The sequence below is a fragment of the Providencia burhodogranariea DSM 19968 genome (assembly GCF_000314855.2).
Taxonomy (GTDB): Bacteria; Pseudomonadota; Gammaproteobacteria; order Enterobacterales; family Enterobacteriaceae; genus Providencia; species Providencia burhodogranariea.
This window is the reverse complement of record NZ_KB233222.1, coordinates 770,863-788,883: the sequence shown is the minus strand read 5'-3', so window position 1 is coordinate 788,883 and position 18,021 is coordinate 770,863. Positions and strand designations below refer to the sequence as shown.

The following is an 18,021-nucleotide window of genomic DNA, read 5'->3' as shown; positions in this document are numbered from 1 at the left end:
TTTAACTTACCCACGAGAAACCAAGTTGCGCGGTAGATTGCTCAACATTTCTACACCGTCTTCAGTGATAAGCAGCATATCTTCAATCATAATGCTACCAACGCCAATCCCGTAATAAGGTGTTTCTAAACTCATCACCATTCCTGCACGAAATACATCTGTTGCTGCTGCACTCACGAATGGTGCTTCTTCTAAGCCAACAAATACACCATCACCATGACCTAAATGCCCGCGGTTATAATGAGGTAAGCCCGAATTGCGGATCAATGCCATGGTTTCATTGAATACATCACTGAGCAGCACACCCGGCCCAACACGACCTAACATATATTCGTGTCCTTTATGAATGGTTTCATAGAGTTCTTTAACTTTATCGTTAGGCTCTCCCACGATAAAGGTGCGGGCAATATCTGCACCATATCCAGCGACATCTACGCCACAGTCAAATTTGATTAAGTCACCTGCTTTAGCAGGAACCTCGTCAGATAACATTTTGGGTGAAAAATCGCTGCCCACAGAAATTAAGTTAAAACGACTGTAGTTAGTTTCAGGGTATTCCATGACCTTTGCTTTAAACGCAGCGGTTAATTCAGCGGAAGTACAGCCAACTTTAATTAATTCACTTGCCGCTTGAATACCTGCTTCAGTAATTTGTGCACTTTTTCTTAAATGCGTTATTTCCCACTCACTCTTGATAACGCGTAATTCATTAAATAGCGGAGCGGAGTCTACTAGATTTAATTCTGGAATGACTTTATCTAGCCATGTTTTGCCTGCATAGGTGATCTGATTAAGCTCAATAGCAATTGGTTTGCCATAAACACCAGCCTCTGCAAAGGTTTCTTTCAGTAACGTAAAAATGGTTTCAATTGGACTATTAATCGGTCTTTGTTTAACCACCTTGCCATTATCTGGGTTATAAGGATCATCCACATCAACCCAAATGGGAAACGTGCGAATTTTAGAATTGGGCATTTCAAGCTGTAAACTTGCTGCTTCAAATTCATTCATGATCACTACAGATTCAATCACAGGATCACGAAAAATAACTGCAATTGCCGTGCCTGTCTGCCTGAAGGTATACATGAAGAAACTCGCAAAACCTGTCAAATGATAGAAATTATCACCAACTGTTGCGACAAGAGCTTCAATACCATCTCGCTCCATAATTTCACGTGCTTTAGCTGTGACATTCTTTAGGTGTTGTTGTTTCAATAAGGCCAAATTTTTATTTATTGTCATTAATTATTATCTCGAATACCAAGGTATTACTCACATTAAGATATCGTTTCGATGCTAAATGAATATATGAATTAAATCATCTATTAATTATAACTTATTGTTATAACATATTGTTATAATCTAGTAGAAAGTACTCTGACTCAGAATAATTTAAATATAATATATACAGTTTATGTTCACAAAATAATGAATATTCTGTTGAATAGAGTTAATACCATAAATGAATATGATAATTTAATTATGGGGTTCAATACTTTATTAGTCATTTACAATATGTCGTTGGAAATAAAACAGCAATAGTGGATATGAAAAAAACGAATGAATTACAGCGTTCGTTGGTAGGCTTTATCTAAAGGCTTGTCGACCTTTACGACTTACTTTTACTGTACTCATTGAGTGAAATGACATCAATATAATGATGTAGTGTATTCAGATGATTAAAAAATATCATTGTAAATCCAAACTTCGAATGAAAAGTACCCTTCGAGTTCGATTAAACATAATTTTTCATTATTTTGAGCGGTTCTTACCCAGTTCACTTGGCGGTGAACCACTCATCATGCTTATTTTTACATTAAGTAAAAACTGTTAATTAAAATAAAAATTGACCTTCAAAGATCAACAACCCCTACCGTATTTTGTTATCAATTATTAGCACAATTAATCGCTTTATCTGTTTCATTATTACGCGTTAACCATAAAGATAGCGCTTTTAATGAATCTGGAGTGAATTCATCACAGCGAGCACTAATTTCCTCAGGTGTAAGCCAACTCACTTCGGCGACCTCAGACTCCTGCAATGCAAAAGGACCATGACTCACGCAACTAAATAGTCCTCCCCAAACTCGGCAATTATCATCTTCATAATAAAAAAGACCTTGCTCGGCAAAAGGCACACCTGCAATACCAAGTTCTTCTTGGGCTTCACGTTTAGCAGAATCAAGAACATTTTCACCTTGCGTAACAACTCCGCCAGCTGTCGCATCCAAAAAACCCGGGTAAAAATCTTTGATATTAGTTCGTCTTTGAACCAATATTTTGCCCATCCCATCATGGACAACAATGTAAGTAGCACGATGACGTAAATTCTCAGCTCGCATCTGCTTACGTGTGGCCTGTGCGATAACTTCATTGTTATCGTCTACAATATCAACCCATTCAACCACTTCGGTTTGTTCCGCCATCCTTAAAACCTTTTTTATCAGTCTGTTAACACAGTCTTTATGCCATAGAATTATTGCTGAAATCGGTCTAGCAAACATTTCGTTACAAGGTATGCTTTTCGTTGTCCCCTTGCAAGTAATCAGTGCCAAATTTGGGCATTGATTTCATCACTGAGAAACTCTAATAATAGGCTACTCTTATTACAATAACGTGTTTTGAACGAAATTTTCTACGAATTCGGCAAATTTTATGAGTTGCTGCTATAGTTAGCTCAATTAATTCTAACTTATATCTGTCCAATTTTTCACAGGAGGCGATTATGCGGATTCTCATAACTGGTGGTACCGGGCTAATTGGTACACCTCTCATCCAACGACTTATCGCACGTTCTGACCAAGTGACCGTGCTTAGCCGTTCCCCGCAAAAAGTCTACAGTCACTTTTGTAAAGCTGTTGAATGTTGGACTTCTTTACAAGATAAAAACGACCTTAATGACTTCGATGCTGTCATCAACCTTGCAGGTGAACCCATTGCTGAGAAGCGGTGGACTGACGAGCAAAAAAAGATCCTATGCGATAGCCGCTGGAAAATCACCCAACGCTTAACTGAGCTTATTGCCGCAAGTAGTACTCCGCCACACACTTTTTTATCAGGTTCCGCTGTCGGTTATTATGGCGATCAAGGCCAAGTCGTGGTTACAGAATCAGAACAACCCCATGATGAATTTACACATCAATTATGCCAACATTGGGAAGCACTCGCGCAGAATGCTCAATCTGAATTAACACGAGTCTGTTTATTGCGTACTGGTGTTGTTATGTCACTTGAAGGTGGAGCTCTCGCAAAAGTTCTCCCTATATTTAAGATGGGAGCAGGTGGGCCAATAGGTCATGGCAAACAGTATATGCCTTGGATACACATTAATGACATGGTTAGCGCTATCTGTTATCTCTTAGATAATCCAACGCTTTCAGGTCCGTTTAATATGACCGCGCCTTATCCTGTACATAACGATCAATTCGCAGCCATCTTAGGTGAAGTGATTAATCGCCCAGCTTTTATTCGTACCCCTGCTTTTGCGATTAAAACTATTTTAGGTGAATCCGCTGCCTTAGTTATTGGAGGGCAGCAAGCTATTCCGAAACGTTTGGAAGAGGCTGGCTTTCAATTTGAATACATTGAATTAAGAGTTGCATTAGAGAATTTATTTGCGATCCAAAATGATGCTAGCTGATTATTTTAAATACAGCACTCAGTACATTTAAACAAAATAAATTGATTTTTTTACTAAACTCAATACGAAAGGCCTATTTAAAGTAGGCCTTTTTTGATGGTAACGACGCCATATAAGTAAAGTCACATTTAAACGAAGAAAGTAAAACTAACGAAAAATAGATCTATCAAGTTTTCTAATAATTATTAATCCTCAATTAATCTATGATTTATCGTTTTTATGAAATTTTATTAGTATCTATTTTAAAAACAAAAAATCATTTAATAGGTAACGATGAAACCTATTTCGCGCCCTGCCAACGGCAGAACAAATCTTTTTCTAGTTCGATATCAAACTGATCAAGTATCCTATTAACTGTTTGGTCTACAATATCTTGAATTGTTTGTGGCTGGTGGTAGAAGGCCGGCATTGGGGGCATAATCACCGCCCCCATTTCTGCCGCTTGCACGAGTAACCGTAAATGGCCAAGGTGTAATGGTGTTTCACGAGCCCCTAAAACCAATTTTTTACCTTCTTTAAGCACCACATCCGCAGCACGCGTCACTAATGTATCGGTATAACTGTGCACAATGCCAGAAAGCGTCTTCATGGTACAAGGCATAATCACCATACCTGCGGTACGGAATGACCCAGACGAGATAGCTGCTGCGATATCCCGACTATCATAGACATGGTCAGCCAATTGCTGAACATCTTTAACGCTATAGCTGGTTTCTAATGCCAATGTTTGACGGGCTGCAGCACTCATCACTAAATGTGTCTCCACATTCTTAACGGGTTTAAGTACCTCTAATAGCCTAACGCCATAGATAGCACCACTTGCCCCAGTTAACCCAATGATTAGCTTCTTCATCCTGCATCCCAATTTATCAAATAAAAACTGGGCTAATAGTAACAATTATCGTGACTAAAAGCCCTTAAATCTATCAACCACAATCCCAGTTATAGACCACTTTGCTAAAATCTTTGTTTTTTAAATCTTCAGGGTGAATAAAGAAATTGCCAACGCCGATATCTCCCCAACAAATACCCGTTTGGTTATCACTGTCGATTTGTAGTAATAACACATAATCTTGAATTTCTTTGCGATATTCCCGTGGGTCTGTCTGAGTGAAAAACGGATAACCACCAATACGATGACCGTTAGACACAAAATGTTCATTGTAAGGCTCTAACCAATCGTCATAAAAGTCTTCACCAGTAAATTCCTCCTCATAATCAAACAGATTTTCAACTCCTAATATTGTGCGGCCAAATTGAAAATCCTCTGAACTGATATATTGTTTGGCTGGTGTGAACTCGACACTAAATTGCCCATCAATGGGTGTGTAATACTCATCATCATAAGCTGCTTCAACCGCTGAAAAATCATGCTGAAGTTGTGAGGCATCTTCGATAATATTGTCCCAATAGATCACACGGAAATCTTTTTGCTGCTGTAAATTATCAAAATCCGCACCGTATAAATCATCACCACCGATAAAAAACTGTAAAAGCCCTGTTTGTGGATAGCCTTCAAGTGGGGGTATCTGTGCAAAATTGAGCTGAGCTAGTAGCTTTAGCGCAATGCCATTACTATCGACTGGAAATTCAGTATCCAATGGCAAATAAGGAATACCGCCAACTCGACTGTCCCACAATTGCGGATTTTCAACTGGCGTTAAGGTCATTTCAAGCGTGGGTTTCACTGTGTCAGTAATTTTAGTCAGAAAAGGCTTAAGTACTTCAGGTAAAATAGTCAAATCAACCATAATGCAACTCCTGCTGTGGGTAAATAATCTCATTAAAATACGTGATTATGTACCTCTATCTATCAGATATAACTGGAAATAATATAAGTATGTAATTTAAGTGAGTTAATTTATCAACTGCGGTGATATCAACTATTTTGTTTATATAAAAAATAATAACGTTTCATTATCTTTTCAAGTAGTTAGATTGGGATCTAGTTTCAATTCTTTTCAATTTAACTACATCTTTCCAGTTATCTACCATAAACTGACTTTGTCGATCACCTAACTCAGCGGCTTTAATATAATATTTTCTCGCTCTATTTAAACTCATATTCACACCCGATCCATGCAAATAATTAGTGCCAATCGCGACATAACCTCTCGGATCGCCTTCGGAACCTGCTATTTCGAATAAATCTCGTGATTTTGCATAATCACCTTCATTTTGAAAAATAAAGCCCAAATTGACAATAGAACTGGTTCTATAATTATCTCTTCTTTGAGTTGAAAGAAGATACCTTTCTTTGGCAATTATTTTATTTCCCCATCTATCTTCAATTCGCGCATACATCCAGTTTGCATCAGCATTACCTAATTCTGCTAATTGGATCAGTTCCTGGTATTCTTTTTCATTATTAGGTATCAAATTTGAACATTTAGTAAAATATTCATTATGATGTTCAAATACGATTAAAGAAATATTTTTCAATTTATTTGCTTGTGATAATAAAGGTAATAACATTATAAACAATAAACATATTTTATTTTTTATCATTACTTACAATCCCATATTAACAAATACTCAAACTAATGATGGTGCGATAAGAACTTTATTAACTTGAAAATAAACATCAACAATCTGTGTTGTATTTCCATCATTCCAGTTTACTGAACTTTCAAAAGCATGTATATTATACGCTAAATCAATATAGCTATTTTCTTGATAGTTTAGATTTATCGATTGAATACCTGAAGATGATAAATTGGATAACTCATTATCATCTGTTACTCCATTTAAATTATCATCCTTCCATAATTCTAGTTTAGTCCATGCATAATCTTTTTTATCAAAAATGTTATCTTTGTTATCATCTAGCTCTGCAAGTGCTACAAAACCGTTTGATGCAATACTACCTGATTTTAATATTGTATTATTACCAAATAACTCATTTCCATTATCTATACTTTCATTTTTATTTTTATCAAAAACTAAAAAAACGTTATTCTCCGTTCCAATCCAACCAGTACTTTCCTTCATTTTATTATTATCATGATCAAAGTAAATTAAACCACCTTCTCTTTGAGTAATAATGCCATTACCGGTTATGTCAATTAGCAATGGTGATTCTATCGTTTCATAATCACGTTTATGTCCTTCTATATTCAATAAAATATCATTAGGTGTTAATCCAACTAGTGGGGGAATATAGTCTATATTATCTATTTCGTTATCATACTCAGTAATTTTTAATATAGAATTGACGAATTTAATACAATTATTCGTTAATATATTATAACTTCCTAACTTAAAATCTCCCCATTGCCGAGTAAACTTCCCACTTTTCACTTCAGAAATATATTGCGTAATATTATCCATAACCATAGGACTATATATGGGATAGGTGATATTCGTTACCGACGATTTATTATAAGCAATAGAGTCTATAAATGTTAAATTTTCAGTTCCACCAATCTCTTTAGTATCACCAACTCCCCATCCGATTGATTCACCTTGAAACTCAATCCATACATGTCCAAATTGAGATTGAATACCTTCTCCACCGAAAGGAGCATATTTAGTTCCACTTGGTGCGATTTTAACAGTTATTGTTCCAGTATATTGACCATTAAATTTTTCATTTGTTTCTTTATTTACTAATCCATAGTCTTTTCCAATCATAAAGCCCCCTTTCTATTAATTAAAAATTTAGCTTATGACAAATTATCTTTAATACAACTAATTATCAATAATAATATATATCAAATATCACTTTCAGACTATCTTCATAATAAAACAGCCTTAATAATTTATCTAAAAACATAATTATTGGTTTGTAATTTATAATAAATATTGTCATAAGTCAGATAAAAAAATACCCGCTTTATTCTAGCGGGTATTTGAATTTGTATGATGGAAAAGAAATTAACCTTCGTTATAAATTTCTATATTTTCTATTTCGGTTTGATCTTTTATTTTTAACTCGTCATCTTTACGTAGATTCTCGAGATAATCTAAATAGCTCTGGTCAATATCTTTGGTAACATAAATACCATCAAATACTGAGCACTCAAATTCATTGATATCAGGGTTTTCTGCACCTACAGCATCAATGAGATCGCTAAGATCTTGGAAAATCAAACCATCCGCACCAATCAGTTTGCGAATTTCATCAACTTCACGACCATGGGCAATCAGCTCATTCGCATTAGGCATGTCAATCCCATACACATTCGGGAAACGAACTTCGGGGGCTGCTGAAGCGAAGTAAACATTTTTAGCCCCTGCTTCACGCGCTAACTCAACAATCTGTTCAGATGTAGTTCCGCGTACGATTGAATCATCAATCAATAATACGTTTTTATCACGGAATTCGGCACGATTTGCATTAAGCTTGCGACGCACTGATTTGCGACGCTCTTGCTGACCCGGCATGATAAAGGTACGACCAACATAGCGATTCTTCACAAAACCTTGTCGATAAGGTTTATCAAGAATATGCGCAATTTCGAGTGCGATATCACAGGATGTTTCTGGAATCGGGATCACCACATCGATATGTAAATCTTCCCACTCACGTGCAATTTTAGCACCTAACTTTTGCCCCATACGCAGTCTTGCGTTATACACCGATATTTTATCGATAAAGGAGTCTGGGCGAGCAAAATAGACATACTCAAATAGGCAAGGTGTTAATTGTGGATTAACTGCACATTGGCGAGTATAAAGTTGACCTTGTTCAGTAACATAAACTGCCTCACCCGGTGCAACATCACGCAAAAATTCAAAGCCTAAGGTATCCAGAGCAACACTCTCTGATGCTACCATGTACTCTTCTGCTCCATTTTCCAGCACACGACGACCAAGAACTAATGGTCGAATACCATTAGGATCACGGAAAGCCACCATACCATGACCAATAATCAGTGCAACACACGCATAAGCGCCACGCAATCTTTTATGCATAGCCGCAACTGCGGTGAACACATTATCGGGTTCTAACGGGAAATGGTCAAAACGGTCTAATTCATAAGCCAGTATGTTCAACAAAATCTCAGAATCAGAAGATGTGTTGACATGGCGACGAGCTGTTTCAAATAAACTACGCTTTAACTCATGCGCATTTGTCAAATTACCATTATGAGCAAGGGTGATACCAAAAGGTGAGTTCACATAGAAGGGCTGTGCTTCTGATGCGCTCGAGCTCCCTGCGGTAGGATAACGAACATGGCCTAGCCCCATACAACCTTGCAGTCTGAGCATGTGCCGCGCTTCAAAAACATCTTTTACGAGGCCATTCGCTTTACGTAAACGAATATTATTATTGCCATCAATGGTAGCTATCCCTGCTGCATCTTGCCCACGGTGCTGAAGCACAGTTAGAGCATCATAAATTGATTGGTTGACCGGTGTTACACCGGCGATACCGACAATACCGCACATTTAGTCTTTCCTCATCAGCCAGACGGAGAAATATTCTCCGGTAGGAAACTTGACGCATTTTGCAGGTAGTCAAAGAACCACCTGATTATATGACTGAACTGTGGAATAAGTTCTGAACGATGCCAATCCTCGCTTTGAGGCAAAGGTGTGAAAGTATCAAGAAAAAACAGTAATGCTGATACTATTAACACACCGCGCAGCGCTCCGAAGCAGATCCCCAGAACACGATCTGTACCTGATAAGCCAGTTTTTTGTACAAGAGAACTAATCACATAGTTCACCACAGCACCCACTATCAATGTTGCGATAAATAATGCTGCAATAGCGATGCCATTTCTGACCAGTATGTCCTCAAAGCGTGTAAAGTACTCCGCCAAATAAGGATAAAATGTACTAGCGACAAAAAATGCACAGCCCCAGGTAATTAGTGATAGAGCCTCTCGAACAAACCCACGGATCAGGCTTACCAGTGCCGAGAAACCAATGATGGCAATAATTGTGTAATCTATCCAGACCATATCTTATTCCAAAATTCGCACTCACGGCAGTGGCTGGAGTGCATTCTAACAGAAAACGAAAACGTTTGCGTAACCAATTTACACACAATTTAAAAAAACCAATCGCGAAAAGAAAAATTCAAACTCATAGCTTTAATTAAATTAAAATTCAATTGGTTACATTAAAAAACCAAGATATAGATAGGCAGTGAGCTAAACGATTCCCAACAAAGAAGCCCGAACCACATAGATAAAAATGTGATTCGGGTTACAAGCTTTACTTTTATGTCATTCTAAAGGCAACTTGAAACATGAGAGTATCGTGATATTCCTATTTCAATATCATGGCTTATAAGCTTTAATCTCACCTTTTAAATCAGTTAATGATCGTAATTCAGGCAATGCAGCTTCTAATTTTTGTCTTGAAGCATCTGGTCCGACAAAAATAAGCGTTAGATTACCTTTTGGAACAGTATAAACCTGATATCCCGATAACCTAAGATTTGCGACAATTTCCTCAACTTTTCTTGAGTTCCCCAATGCACCGAGTTGAATAACAAACGCTTTACCTTGCGGAGCTTGAACTTCAGGTTTCGGCTTTGGTTCAGGTTTCGGCTCTGGCTTTGGTTCAGGTTTCGGCTCTGGCTTTGGTTGAGGTTTTGGTTCAGGTTTCGGTTCTGGCTTTGATTCCGGCTTTTTAACTTGCTCGGTCGGGATATTCAGTGGGACATCTTGAGCAGCAGAATTTGCAGTGGCCTGCTGCTCTCGCAGTTGTTCATCTTGCTTTTGCTCTGAAATAGCTTCAGAAAGCATCGCTTCTGAAGCCGCCCCTGATGCAGCAGCTTGAGTTAACGACGTAACGGCTTCGATATCCTGCTCGTCACCCGGTTTTGGAATAATGGGAATGGCTGCAAATTCATTTTCATTGTATTTTTTATCGCCATCAAGTAACGCAGGTAATACAATAATCCCTACTGCTACTAATACAATGGCGCCGACAAGACGATTCTGAAATTTACTTGCCACCGACTCTATCCTTTTGTTTGTTCTAACAACATCATTACATGTGCGACAGTATGGAACGAGCCGCAAACAATAATGACATCTTGATCTGTTGCATCAAGGCAAGCCTGTTGCCATGCTGTGTCGACAGAGTCGAACACTTTAGGTGAATCCAGATACTGGCTCAATTGTGACGCTGGAGCACCACGAAATTCATTTAATGGCGCTACATACCAGTCAGTCACTAACTCAGACAAACGAGTCAATGTACCTTGAATATCTTTATCACCCAACATTCCCACAACAGCGCGGATCCGACGACTGTCAATAGAAGGTAGTTGTGATAAACGGGTGACAAGATAACCGGCAGCATGTGGGTTATGTGCCACATCAAGAATCATTAATGGTTTTTCACCAATAATCTGAAAACGCCCAGGTAATTGAGCTGATTTCAACCCGTTGCATATCGCTTGAACGGTAATTTTACTGGCTAATTGAGCATCAATCTCTTTTAAACAGCATATAACACCTAATGCAGTCGCAGCATTAGCAAGAGGCACATTTGGTAATGGTAAATTGTGCCATTGGCATTTATGACTTTGCCAAGACCAGCTATCATCTAGTTGCTCAAATGACCAATCTTTATCACGGCGAAATAGTAAAGTGCCTATTTTATCTGCATATTGACCAATTGATTCAGGCATATCGGGTTCCCCAACGACACCATAGCGATCGCCTCGGAATATCCCTGCCTTTTCATAGCCAATATGTTCTCTATCAGACCCAAGCCAATCGGTGTGGTCAAGAGCAATACTGGTAATTGCTGTTACATCAGCATCAACCACATTCGTTGCATCTAAACGGCCACCTAATCCAACCTCAAGGATCACAACATCTAGTGCAGATTGCTTAAATAACTTTAATGCGGCAAGAGTGCCATATTCAAAGTAAGTTAATGAGGTATCACCGCGCTCAGCTTCGATTTCTGCAAACACTTTGCAGAAGTCAGACTCAGCTAATTCCTTACCTTGTATACGAACGCGCTCAGTATAACGGATAAGATGTGGAGAACTGTAGACTCCAACTTTAAGACCCGCAGCTATCAATATGGATTCAAGGGTATGGCAAGTCGTACCTTTACCATTAGTCCCTGTTACTGTAATAACTCTAGGTGCTGGTTGCGTCAAACCCATTTGGCGAGCAACTACACCAACGCGCTCCAACCCCATATCAATATTTTGGCTGTGCAAATCTGTAAGATAAGAAAGCCAAGCCTCCAAAGGAGACTCGGCATTAGGTATGACTAATTGATTATTCATTATCTTTTTTATGTTTAGCTAAATCCTTTTCATGCTCAGGAGAACCGATAATCACATCATCTTCAATGATATCGATCGTCACTTCCTCGTCTTCATCTACAGACGCCAGTTCTGCTGTATTGAAGCTTGGTTTATTCATGAGCATTGCCAGTATATCTGCTAACTTATTACGCATATCTGGGCGACGAATAATGATGTCGATCGCGCCTTTTTCTAACAGAAATTCACTACGCTGGAACCCATGTGGCAGCTTTTCACGGACTGTTTGTTCAATAACGCGAGGACCTGCGAAGCCGATTAGTGCTTTAGGTTCAGCAACGTTAATATCACCCAACATTGCCAGACTCGCAGAAACCCCCCCCATGGTTGGATCAGTCAGAACTGAGATGTAAGGTAGGCCACGCTCTTGCAATTTCGCAAGTGCTGCACTTGTTTTCGCCATTTGCATCAGTGATAAAAGTGCTTCTTGCATACGCGCACCACCACTCGATGAGAAACAGACCAATGGACAGTTATCTTCCAACGCTTGTTCAACAGCACGAACAAAACGTGCACCCACGACAGATGCCATAGAACCACCCATAAAAGCGAACTCAAATGAAGCAGCAACGATTGGCATGCTTTTTAAAGTTCCTTTCATAACGATGATAGCGTCTTTTTCGCCAGTCTCTTTTTGAGCAGCAGAAATTCTATCTTTGTATTTTTTTGAATCTTTGAACTTGAGAATATCTTTGGGTTCAAGTTCACTACCTAATTCCGTGGTAGAGTTTTCATCAAGGAAGGTTTCAAGACGTTGGCGTGCATGAATACGCATGTGATGATCACATTTAGGGCAAACAGATAAGTTGCGCTCTAATTCAGCTCCATACAGCACTTGCCCACAGCTATCACATTTTGTCCAAACGCCTTCTGGAATATTGGCTTTGTGTGATTGAGTCAAGTTACCTTTCTTTAATATTTTTTCAATCCAGCTCATTAATGGACCTTTTCGTCTGATTGATTTCTGGTTAGCACCAGTATGTAATTTTGTGCCATTAAACCACAATGGTATCCCACTGTGGATAAAAACTTTTAAATCCGTTATGGATTATCACTTTTTTGCACAGCAACTCGTTTTTCTTTGGCTGCTGCACGGCGATGACGAATAATTTCAATCACCCCCGGAAGAATTGAAACAAAGATAATAGCTACAATCAATAATTTCAAATTCTCTTGTACGATCGGCAAATCACCAAACAGATAACCTGCGTAGGTGAATGATAGCACCCATAATAAAGCGCCTGCGACATTATAAAAGGCGAAATGACGATAAGACATTTTACCCATTCCTGCAACGAATGGTGCAAATGTTCTAACAATCGGAACAAAACGCGCAAAAATAATCGCCTTACCGCCATGTTTTTCATAGAAGGTATGCGTTTTATCTAAGTAAGTTCGACGGAAAATTTTCGAATCAGGGTTTTTAAACAGTTTTTCACCAAAAATACGCCCGATCGTATAATTTACTGCATCACCAATAATGGCAGCCGTAATCATTAAGGCAACCATTAAATGAACATTTAAATCATTCGTCTCTAACGCTGAGATCGCGCCCGCGACAAATAATAGTGAATCACCGGGTAAAAAAGGTGTAACCACCAGCCCAGTTTCACAAAACAAGATCAGAAATAAAATACCATATACCCAAGTACCATATTCAGCGACTAACTCAGCCAAATGGACATCAATATGCAAAATAAAATCGATAATAAAACTGATAAACTCCATAAAAATCCTCGTTATTAATGGCATCCATGCCTATATCGTTATATTTCAAGTCACATGGCGTCAGTGTAATAGTTTCACTTACCACTTATATGCCACTCGAATTGCTTTGTGTTTATAAAATTAGATTTACATTAGTTCATCTGCTAAAAATACTGGCCCCATCACATTGGATGGTAATGCGAGTTTTTCAGGGTAATCAACCGCAACTAGATAAAGCCCATCAGCTTTAGCTGTTGCTGCCGCTTTCGTTCTATCTTTTAACGCCAGTAACTGCGCCATCCAATTGATATCCTGATTACCACAACCAATTTCCAACAAACTTCCAACAATATTTCTTACCATATGATGAACAAATGCGTTCGCTTTAATATCCACCACAACATAATTTCCATGACGTGTAACCTGTACATGCATCACATTACGCCATGGTGTCCGAGACTGACATTGGACGGCTCTGAATGAGGTAAAATCATTTTCCCCCAGAAGAGCTTGAGCCGCTTCATGCATTCTTTTTTCATCAAGTGGATAATGAAAATGCGTTACACCATTTGATAATATTGCAGGTCGATAGCGATGATTGAAAATCACATAGCGGTAACGGCGTGCTGTTGCACTGAACCTTGCGTGAAATTCATCATCGACAGGTTGACACCAGCGTACTGCAATATCCGCAGGTAAATGGGTATTAACACCCATTGTCCACGCTGCTTCTTTGCGTGTAACAGACGTTTCAAAATGAACGACCTGCCCAGTAGCATGCACACCCGCATCAGTACGGCCTGCACAAAATACATTAACCGGATGATTGGCAACTTTCGATAATGCTTCTTCAAGGCAGCCTTGAACACTTTTGACTTCCTGCTGCCGTTGCCAACCATAATAACGACTGCCGTTGTATTCGATGCCTAACGCAATGCGAGACAACTGTGTTGGCTCAGACATCAGTAAAACAGCTCCTGAGCCAATTTTTCAGCCGTTTCGACTGCCATCAATGCGCCACCGAAACGTACATTATCGGCAACGGACCAAAATTGTAAAATTTCAGGGATACCATAATCGTTGCGAATACAACCAATACTCAAGTGATCATTTCCTGATGCATCAGTGACCTGAGTAGGATAATCACCCTCTTCTGAGACCTGAATATCGTCACAACGTTCCAGTTCATCTCGAGCTTCTTCTGCTCCAATTGGGCGTAATGTTTCGAGATAAACAACTTGCGCATTGCCATAGAAAACTGGTGACTGAATAAAACTGACAGCAACAGGCAACCCTTCATCTTGTAAGATTTTGCGAACTTGCTCTACTAAACGGCGCTCTTGTTGCACGTTGCCTTCAAAATCAGCCAATAATGGTAACATGTTAAACGCTAGTTGCTTGCTAAAGCGCCCTTCTTCAGCTGGGATCCCATTAAGCAAGCGCGCACTTTGCCCTGCTAATTCATCAATCGCTGCTTTACCATGAGCGGAAACAGATAACATATTGGTCAATGTAATACGCGCTAATCCTGCCGCATCAACTAATGGTTTAGTCGCACTGAGTAACTGGCTCACATAGCTATCTGCTAACGCAATGATATTACGGTTGCGATAATCAGCTAAAACATGCGAGTTAACAGTAGGTACAACCAACGGTACGTCTGGATCAAGAGCAAAGACACCGCTGTTATCAATTACAATACAGCCATCTTGTGCCGCTTGTTCTGCATATTGTAGACTCGCTTCTTCACCAGCAGCAAAAAAAGCTATTTGTGCTTGTGACCAATCAAAATCGACTACATTTTGTACCTGATAACTTTTACCATTGAAACGAATGCTCTCCCCAGCAGTTCGCTCACTAGCTAATAAGTACAATTCACCAACTGGGAATTCGCGTTCATGCAATAGTGCTAAAATCGCTTCACCGACAGAACCGGTTGCGCCTAATAACGCAATATTCCAACCTTCAGTCATTACTGTTTCTCCAAAAATAAACGATTAAATGAGATTAGTAGCTCACCATAAAGACTACGTTGTCAGTTGGTAGCGCACGCAGGCGAAACCTATAGCTCCACTTACAGGATCCGCTGCACTTACCAGTTTTTCCAGCGGAAAAGTATCGATTGTCATCTGCATGCAACTCAGATTATTGTGGGTCTATACCCATCTAATATTATTTAACTAAATTTGCATTAAAACCTAGTAAGTTCAGTTGAGCAGCGACTTGTGCATCATCACAGCTTACCTCAAGGGACGACCATTCACGGCGTTCTTGATAGTGTTTGCGTAATTTGTCAAATTCACCGGGGATTGCGGCAACTTCACGCAATGCCGCATCATCACGACGCACATCATACACTAGATGAACCAGCCTTTTGAGCTGACTTTGTGTTAATTTTCCCTTAACAGCGATGGCGCTTATTTCGGGGGCTGGTAGCAAAGATGATAATTCCACGCTTTGTGGTTGACCTAAAAATTGACAATACGCTTCATAGACCTGCGTCGTTCCACGCGCTTTTCCTTCTAGGGTATAACCTGCAATGTGCGGCGTACCAATATCGACATACTGCAATAATGTCGTATCTAAACCGGGTTCTGGCTCCCACACATCTAAGATAACACTCAGTTTTTTACCTTGTTTCAATAAATTTAATAATGCTTGGTTATCAACCACTTCACCACGACTTGCGTTGATTAAGATCGTTCCTTCGCGCAGACTTTCAAGACGTGAAACATCCATCATATGGAATGTTTGCTCTATGCCTGTCATGTTAAGTGGTGTATGGAATGTCAGTACATCGGCCTCAGCTAATAGCGTTTCTAATGGTAAGAAGTCCTCTTTATCACCTTTTGCTGCGCGTGGTGGATCACATAATAAGGTTTTAACTCCCCAAGCAGATAATCGATCAGCTAAGCGCCCACCGACATTTCCCACACCAACAATACCCACTGTTTTGCTCCGCAAGTCGAAACAGTCGCGCTCAGCTAGCATCAGTAATGCAGAAAAGACATATTCAACCACCGCGATGGCATTACAACCCGGTGCTGAAGAAAATCCGATATTTGCTTCATCAAGCCATGCTGTATCAACATGATCAAAGCCCGCTGTCGCTGTTCCCACAAATTTAACTGGCGTCTTGGACAATAATGCATTGTTAACTTTTGTGATTGATCGCACCATTAATGCATCTGCATCAACGAGTTCGGCTTCAGGAACAGGACGCCCTGGTACTGCTTTGACTTCACCCAATTTGCTAAACAATTGCTGGGCATATGGCATATTTTCATCAACCAGAATTTTCACTTGAATCGCCTCGATATCATTATCAATCTTAAATAGATGAATAAATTGCTGTATGTACACACAAAATAATTCAAGATGCATGTTGGCAGCTTGAGGTATGACATATATTTTCGCTTATTTTGCCACGTTACAACTCTGTTGCCTATGCGCTATTAACGCTTAAATCTTCATTTATCTCTGTGATACTTCAAGGCATTTAGTTTATGAACCTGACTCGGCTACGCACTGATGAATTATTTAGGCTATAGATCTTCTTTCAAGCGAAAGCGATCTGGCGTAACGCCTGATATTTGTTGAAACATGGCGATAAACGCGGATGCCGAGCTGTACCCAACATCAAATGCGACTTCATGAACACTTTTACCTTTTTCCAACGCAGCAACAGCATGTAAATAACGAAGCCGTTGGCGCCATTCGCTAAATGACATGCCAAGTTCATGCTGGCAACGACGCGAAAGCGTTCGCTCTGAGGTGTAATTACGCTTTGCCCATTCTGCTAATGTTGAGTTATTAGCCGGATCTTTTTGTAGTGCCTCTATAATCGGTGCCAAAAATTTATCTTTCGTAGTAGGAAGATAAGTATCTTGGCAAGGTGAAATGGCAAATTGATCGATTAAAACATTAGCTAAACGCTTGTCTTCATCAGTCTGTGGCTCTGAAATCCCCCGTTGATAAAGGTCGGCCATAATAGTTTGAAAAATAGTACTAAGCTTTATCACGCACGCTTGGGGTGCTAATTTTTCACTAAAGCTCTGTGCGAAATCGATAATACGAAATTTAACGCTTTGCTTATTAAAGCTTGCATGTAGAGTATTCGCGGGGATCCAAATACAAAATTCAGGAGGTGCAAGGTAATGCTTCCCCTCCACTTCCATTTCCATAATTCCACATACCACATATAACAATTGCCCAAAAGGATGAGCATGAGACTTATATTCTGTCTGTGTATCTATCTGTTCATGGCGTAAGGCAATAAAGGCAGGTTCAATCACATTGCATTCACTAATCTGCCATCCTGATACTTTTCGCTCTTTCATCATAAAGTTGTCTGAATACCGTTATCGAATGTCTGATTATCAGTATATCTAAAAAACCTGACAGATGTATACTAGCCCGACTC

General features: G+C 39.4%; 17 protein-coding genes. 1 reads left to right on the top strand and 16 read right to left on the bottom strand.

Annotation, left to right across the window (positions count from 1 at the left end; genetic code table 11):
- Positions 1–6: 6 nt before the first annotated feature.
- Positions 7–1,242: a M24 family metallopeptidase gene (locus OOA_RS03295; protein ID WP_008910704.1), complete on the bottom strand. Its 1,236-nt coding sequence runs from the start codon at positions 1,240–1,242 to the stop codon at positions 7–9.
- A 644-nt stretch (positions 1,243–1,886) separates the two neighbouring features.
- A complete protein-coding gene (gene yfcD, locus OOA_RS03290; RefSeq protein WP_008910703.1) occupies positions 1,887–2,426 on the bottom strand; it encodes an NUDIX hydrolase YfcD in 540 nt (179 codons plus the stop codon).
- A gap of 299 nt (positions 2,427–2,725) precedes the next feature.
- On the opposite strand from yfcD, the gene OOA_RS03285 reads away from it, so the two are divergent.
- Positions 2,726–3,640: a TIGR01777 family oxidoreductase gene (locus OOA_RS03285; protein ID WP_008910702.1), complete on the top strand. Its 915-nt coding sequence runs from the start codon at positions 2,726–2,728 to the stop codon at positions 3,638–3,640.
- 280 nt (positions 3,641–3,920) lie between these two features.
- On the opposite strand, the gene OOA_RS03280 is transcribed toward OOA_RS03285, so the two are convergent.
- From OOA_RS03280 to OOA_RS03215, 14 genes are all read right to left on the bottom strand, one after another.
- Positions 3,921–4,493, bottom strand: coding sequence for a UbiX family flavin prenyltransferase (locus OOA_RS03280; protein ID WP_008910701.1), 573 nt, complete (start codon positions 4,491–4,493; stop codon positions 3,921–3,923).
- Positions 4,494–4,566: 73 nt separating this feature from the next.
- A complete protein-coding gene (locus OOA_RS03275) occupies positions 4,567–5,391 on the bottom strand; it encodes a YwqG family protein (protein ID WP_008910700.1) in 825 nt (274 codons plus the stop codon).
- 166 nt (positions 5,392–5,557) lie between these two features.
- Positions 5,558–6,148, bottom strand: coding sequence for a tetratricopeptide repeat protein (locus OOA_RS03270; RefSeq protein WP_008910699.1), 591 nt, complete (start codon positions 6,146–6,148; stop codon positions 5,558–5,560).
- A gap of 27 nt (positions 6,149–6,175) precedes the next feature.
- Complete coding sequence (locus OOA_RS03265) at positions 6,176–7,273, bottom strand: hypothetical protein (protein WP_008910698.1); 1,098 nt, start codon at positions 7,271–7,273, stop codon at positions 6,176–6,178.
- A 243-nt stretch (positions 7,274–7,516) separates the two neighbouring features.
- Positions 7,517–9,034, bottom strand: a complete 1,518-nt coding sequence (purF, locus tag OOA_RS03260) for an amidophosphoribosyltransferase (RefSeq protein WP_008910697.1) — start codon at positions 9,032–9,034, stop codon at positions 7,517–7,519.
- Between the two features lie 14 nt (positions 9,035–9,048).
- On the bottom strand, positions 9,049–9,552 hold the full coding sequence (gene cvpA / locus OOA_RS03255; protein ID WP_008910696.1) for a colicin V production protein: 504 nt from the start codon (positions 9,550–9,552) through the stop codon (positions 9,049–9,051).
- A gap of 321 nt (positions 9,553–9,873) precedes the next feature.
- On the bottom strand, positions 9,874–10,557 hold the full coding sequence (gene dedD, locus OOA_RS03250) for a cell division protein DedD (protein ID WP_008910695.1): 684 nt from the start codon (positions 10,555–10,557) through the stop codon (positions 9,874–9,876).
- A 5-nt stretch (positions 10,558–10,562) separates the two neighbouring features.
- Positions 10,563–11,852 carry a bifunctional tetrahydrofolate synthase/dihydrofolate synthase gene (gene folC, locus OOA_RS03245; RefSeq protein WP_008910694.1) on the bottom strand — a complete coding sequence of 430 codons (1,290 nt, stop codon included), beginning with the start codon at positions 11,850–11,852 and terminating at the stop codon, positions 10,563–10,565.
- Entirely contained in the window at positions 11,845–12,828 is a 984-nt protein-coding gene (gene accD, locus OOA_RS03240; RefSeq protein WP_040691075.1) for an acetyl-CoA carboxylase, carboxyltransferase subunit beta, read from the bottom strand. The genes folC and accD overlap by 8 nt, the downstream gene beginning before the upstream one ends.
- A 104-nt stretch (positions 12,829–12,932) precedes the next feature.
- Positions 12,933–13,619, bottom strand: coding sequence for a DedA family protein (locus OOA_RS03235; RefSeq protein ID WP_008910692.1), 687 nt, complete (start codon positions 13,617–13,619; stop codon positions 12,933–12,935).
- A 126-nt stretch (positions 13,620–13,745) separates the two neighbouring features.
- Positions 13,746–14,561 (bottom strand): tRNA pseudouridine(38-40) synthase TruA, encoded by an 816-nt coding sequence (truA, locus tag OOA_RS03230; RefSeq protein WP_008910691.1) that lies wholly within the window; start codon positions 14,559–14,561, stop codon positions 13,746–13,748.
- Positions 14,561–15,571, bottom strand: a complete 1,011-nt coding sequence (locus OOA_RS03225) for an aspartate-semialdehyde dehydrogenase (RefSeq protein ID WP_008910690.1) — start codon at positions 15,569–15,571, stop codon at positions 14,561–14,563. The genes truA and OOA_RS03225 overlap by 1 nt, the downstream gene beginning before the upstream one ends.
- Positions 15,572–15,770: 199 nt before the next feature.
- Positions 15,771–16,901, bottom strand: a complete 1,131-nt coding sequence (pdxB, locus tag OOA_RS03220; RefSeq protein ID WP_008910689.1) for a 4-phosphoerythronate dehydrogenase PdxB — start codon at positions 16,899–16,901, stop codon at positions 15,771–15,773.
- A gap of 242 nt (positions 16,902–17,143) precedes the next feature.
- The gene (locus OOA_RS03215) at positions 17,144–17,941 is read right to left on the bottom strand and encodes an AraC family transcriptional regulator (protein ID WP_008910688.1); all 798 of its coding nucleotides are present in this window, start codon (positions 17,939–17,941) and stop codon (positions 17,144–17,146) included.
- Positions 17,942–18,021 lie beyond the last annotated feature (80 nt).

Bases quoted from the DNA above. Each gene is read 5' to 3' on its own strand.
- OOA_RS03295 (WP_008910704.1), bottom strand. From the start codon at position 1,242: ATGACAATAAATAAAAATTTGGCCTTATTGAAACAACAACACCTAAAG.
- yfcD (WP_008910703.1), bottom strand. From the start codon at position 2,426: ATGGCGGAACAAACCGAAGTGGTTGAATGGGTTGATATTGTAGACGAT.
- OOA_RS03285 (WP_008910702.1), top strand. From the start codon at position 2,726: ATGCGGATTCTCATAACTGGTGGTACCGGGCTAATTGGTACACCTCTC.
- OOA_RS03280 (WP_008910701.1), bottom strand. From the start codon at position 4,493: ATGAAGAAGCTAATCATTGGGTTAACTGGGGCAAGTGGTGCTATCTAT.
- OOA_RS03275 (WP_008910700.1), bottom strand. From the start codon at position 5,391: ATGGTTGATTTGACTATTTTACCTGAAGTACTTAAGCCTTTTCTGACT.
- OOA_RS03270 (WP_008910699.1), bottom strand. From the start codon at position 6,148: ATGATAAAAAATAAAATATGTTTATTGTTTATAATGTTATTACCTTTA.
- OOA_RS03265 (WP_008910698.1), bottom strand. From the start codon at position 7,273: ATGATTGGAAAAGACTATGGATTAGTAAATAAAGAAACAAATGAAAAA.
- purF (WP_008910697.1), bottom strand. From the start codon at position 9,034: ATGTGCGGTATTGTCGGTATCGCCGGTGTAACACCGGTCAACCAATCA.
- cvpA (WP_008910696.1), bottom strand. From the start codon at position 9,552: ATGGTCTGGATAGATTACACAATTATTGCCATCATTGGTTTCTCGGCA.
- folC (WP_008910694.1), bottom strand. From the start codon at position 11,852: ATGAATAATCAATTAGTCATACCTAATGCCGAGTCTCCTTTGGAGGCT.
- accD (WP_040691075.1), bottom strand. From the start codon at position 12,828: ATGAGCTGGATTGAAAAAATATTAAAGAAAGGTAACTTGACTCAATCA.
- OOA_RS03235 (WP_008910692.1), bottom strand. From the start codon at position 13,619: ATGGAGTTTATCAGTTTTATTATCGATTTTATTTTGCATATTGATGTC.
- truA (WP_008910691.1), bottom strand. From the start codon at position 14,561: ATGTCTGAGCCAACACAGTTGTCTCGCATTGCGTTAGGCATCGAATAC.
- OOA_RS03225 (WP_008910690.1), bottom strand. From the start codon at position 15,571: ATGACTGAAGGTTGGAATATTGCGTTATTAGGCGCAACCGGTTCTGTC.
- OOA_RS03215 (WP_008910688.1), bottom strand. From the start codon at position 17,941: ATGATGAAAGAGCGAAAAGTATCAGGATGGCAGATTAGTGAATGCAAT.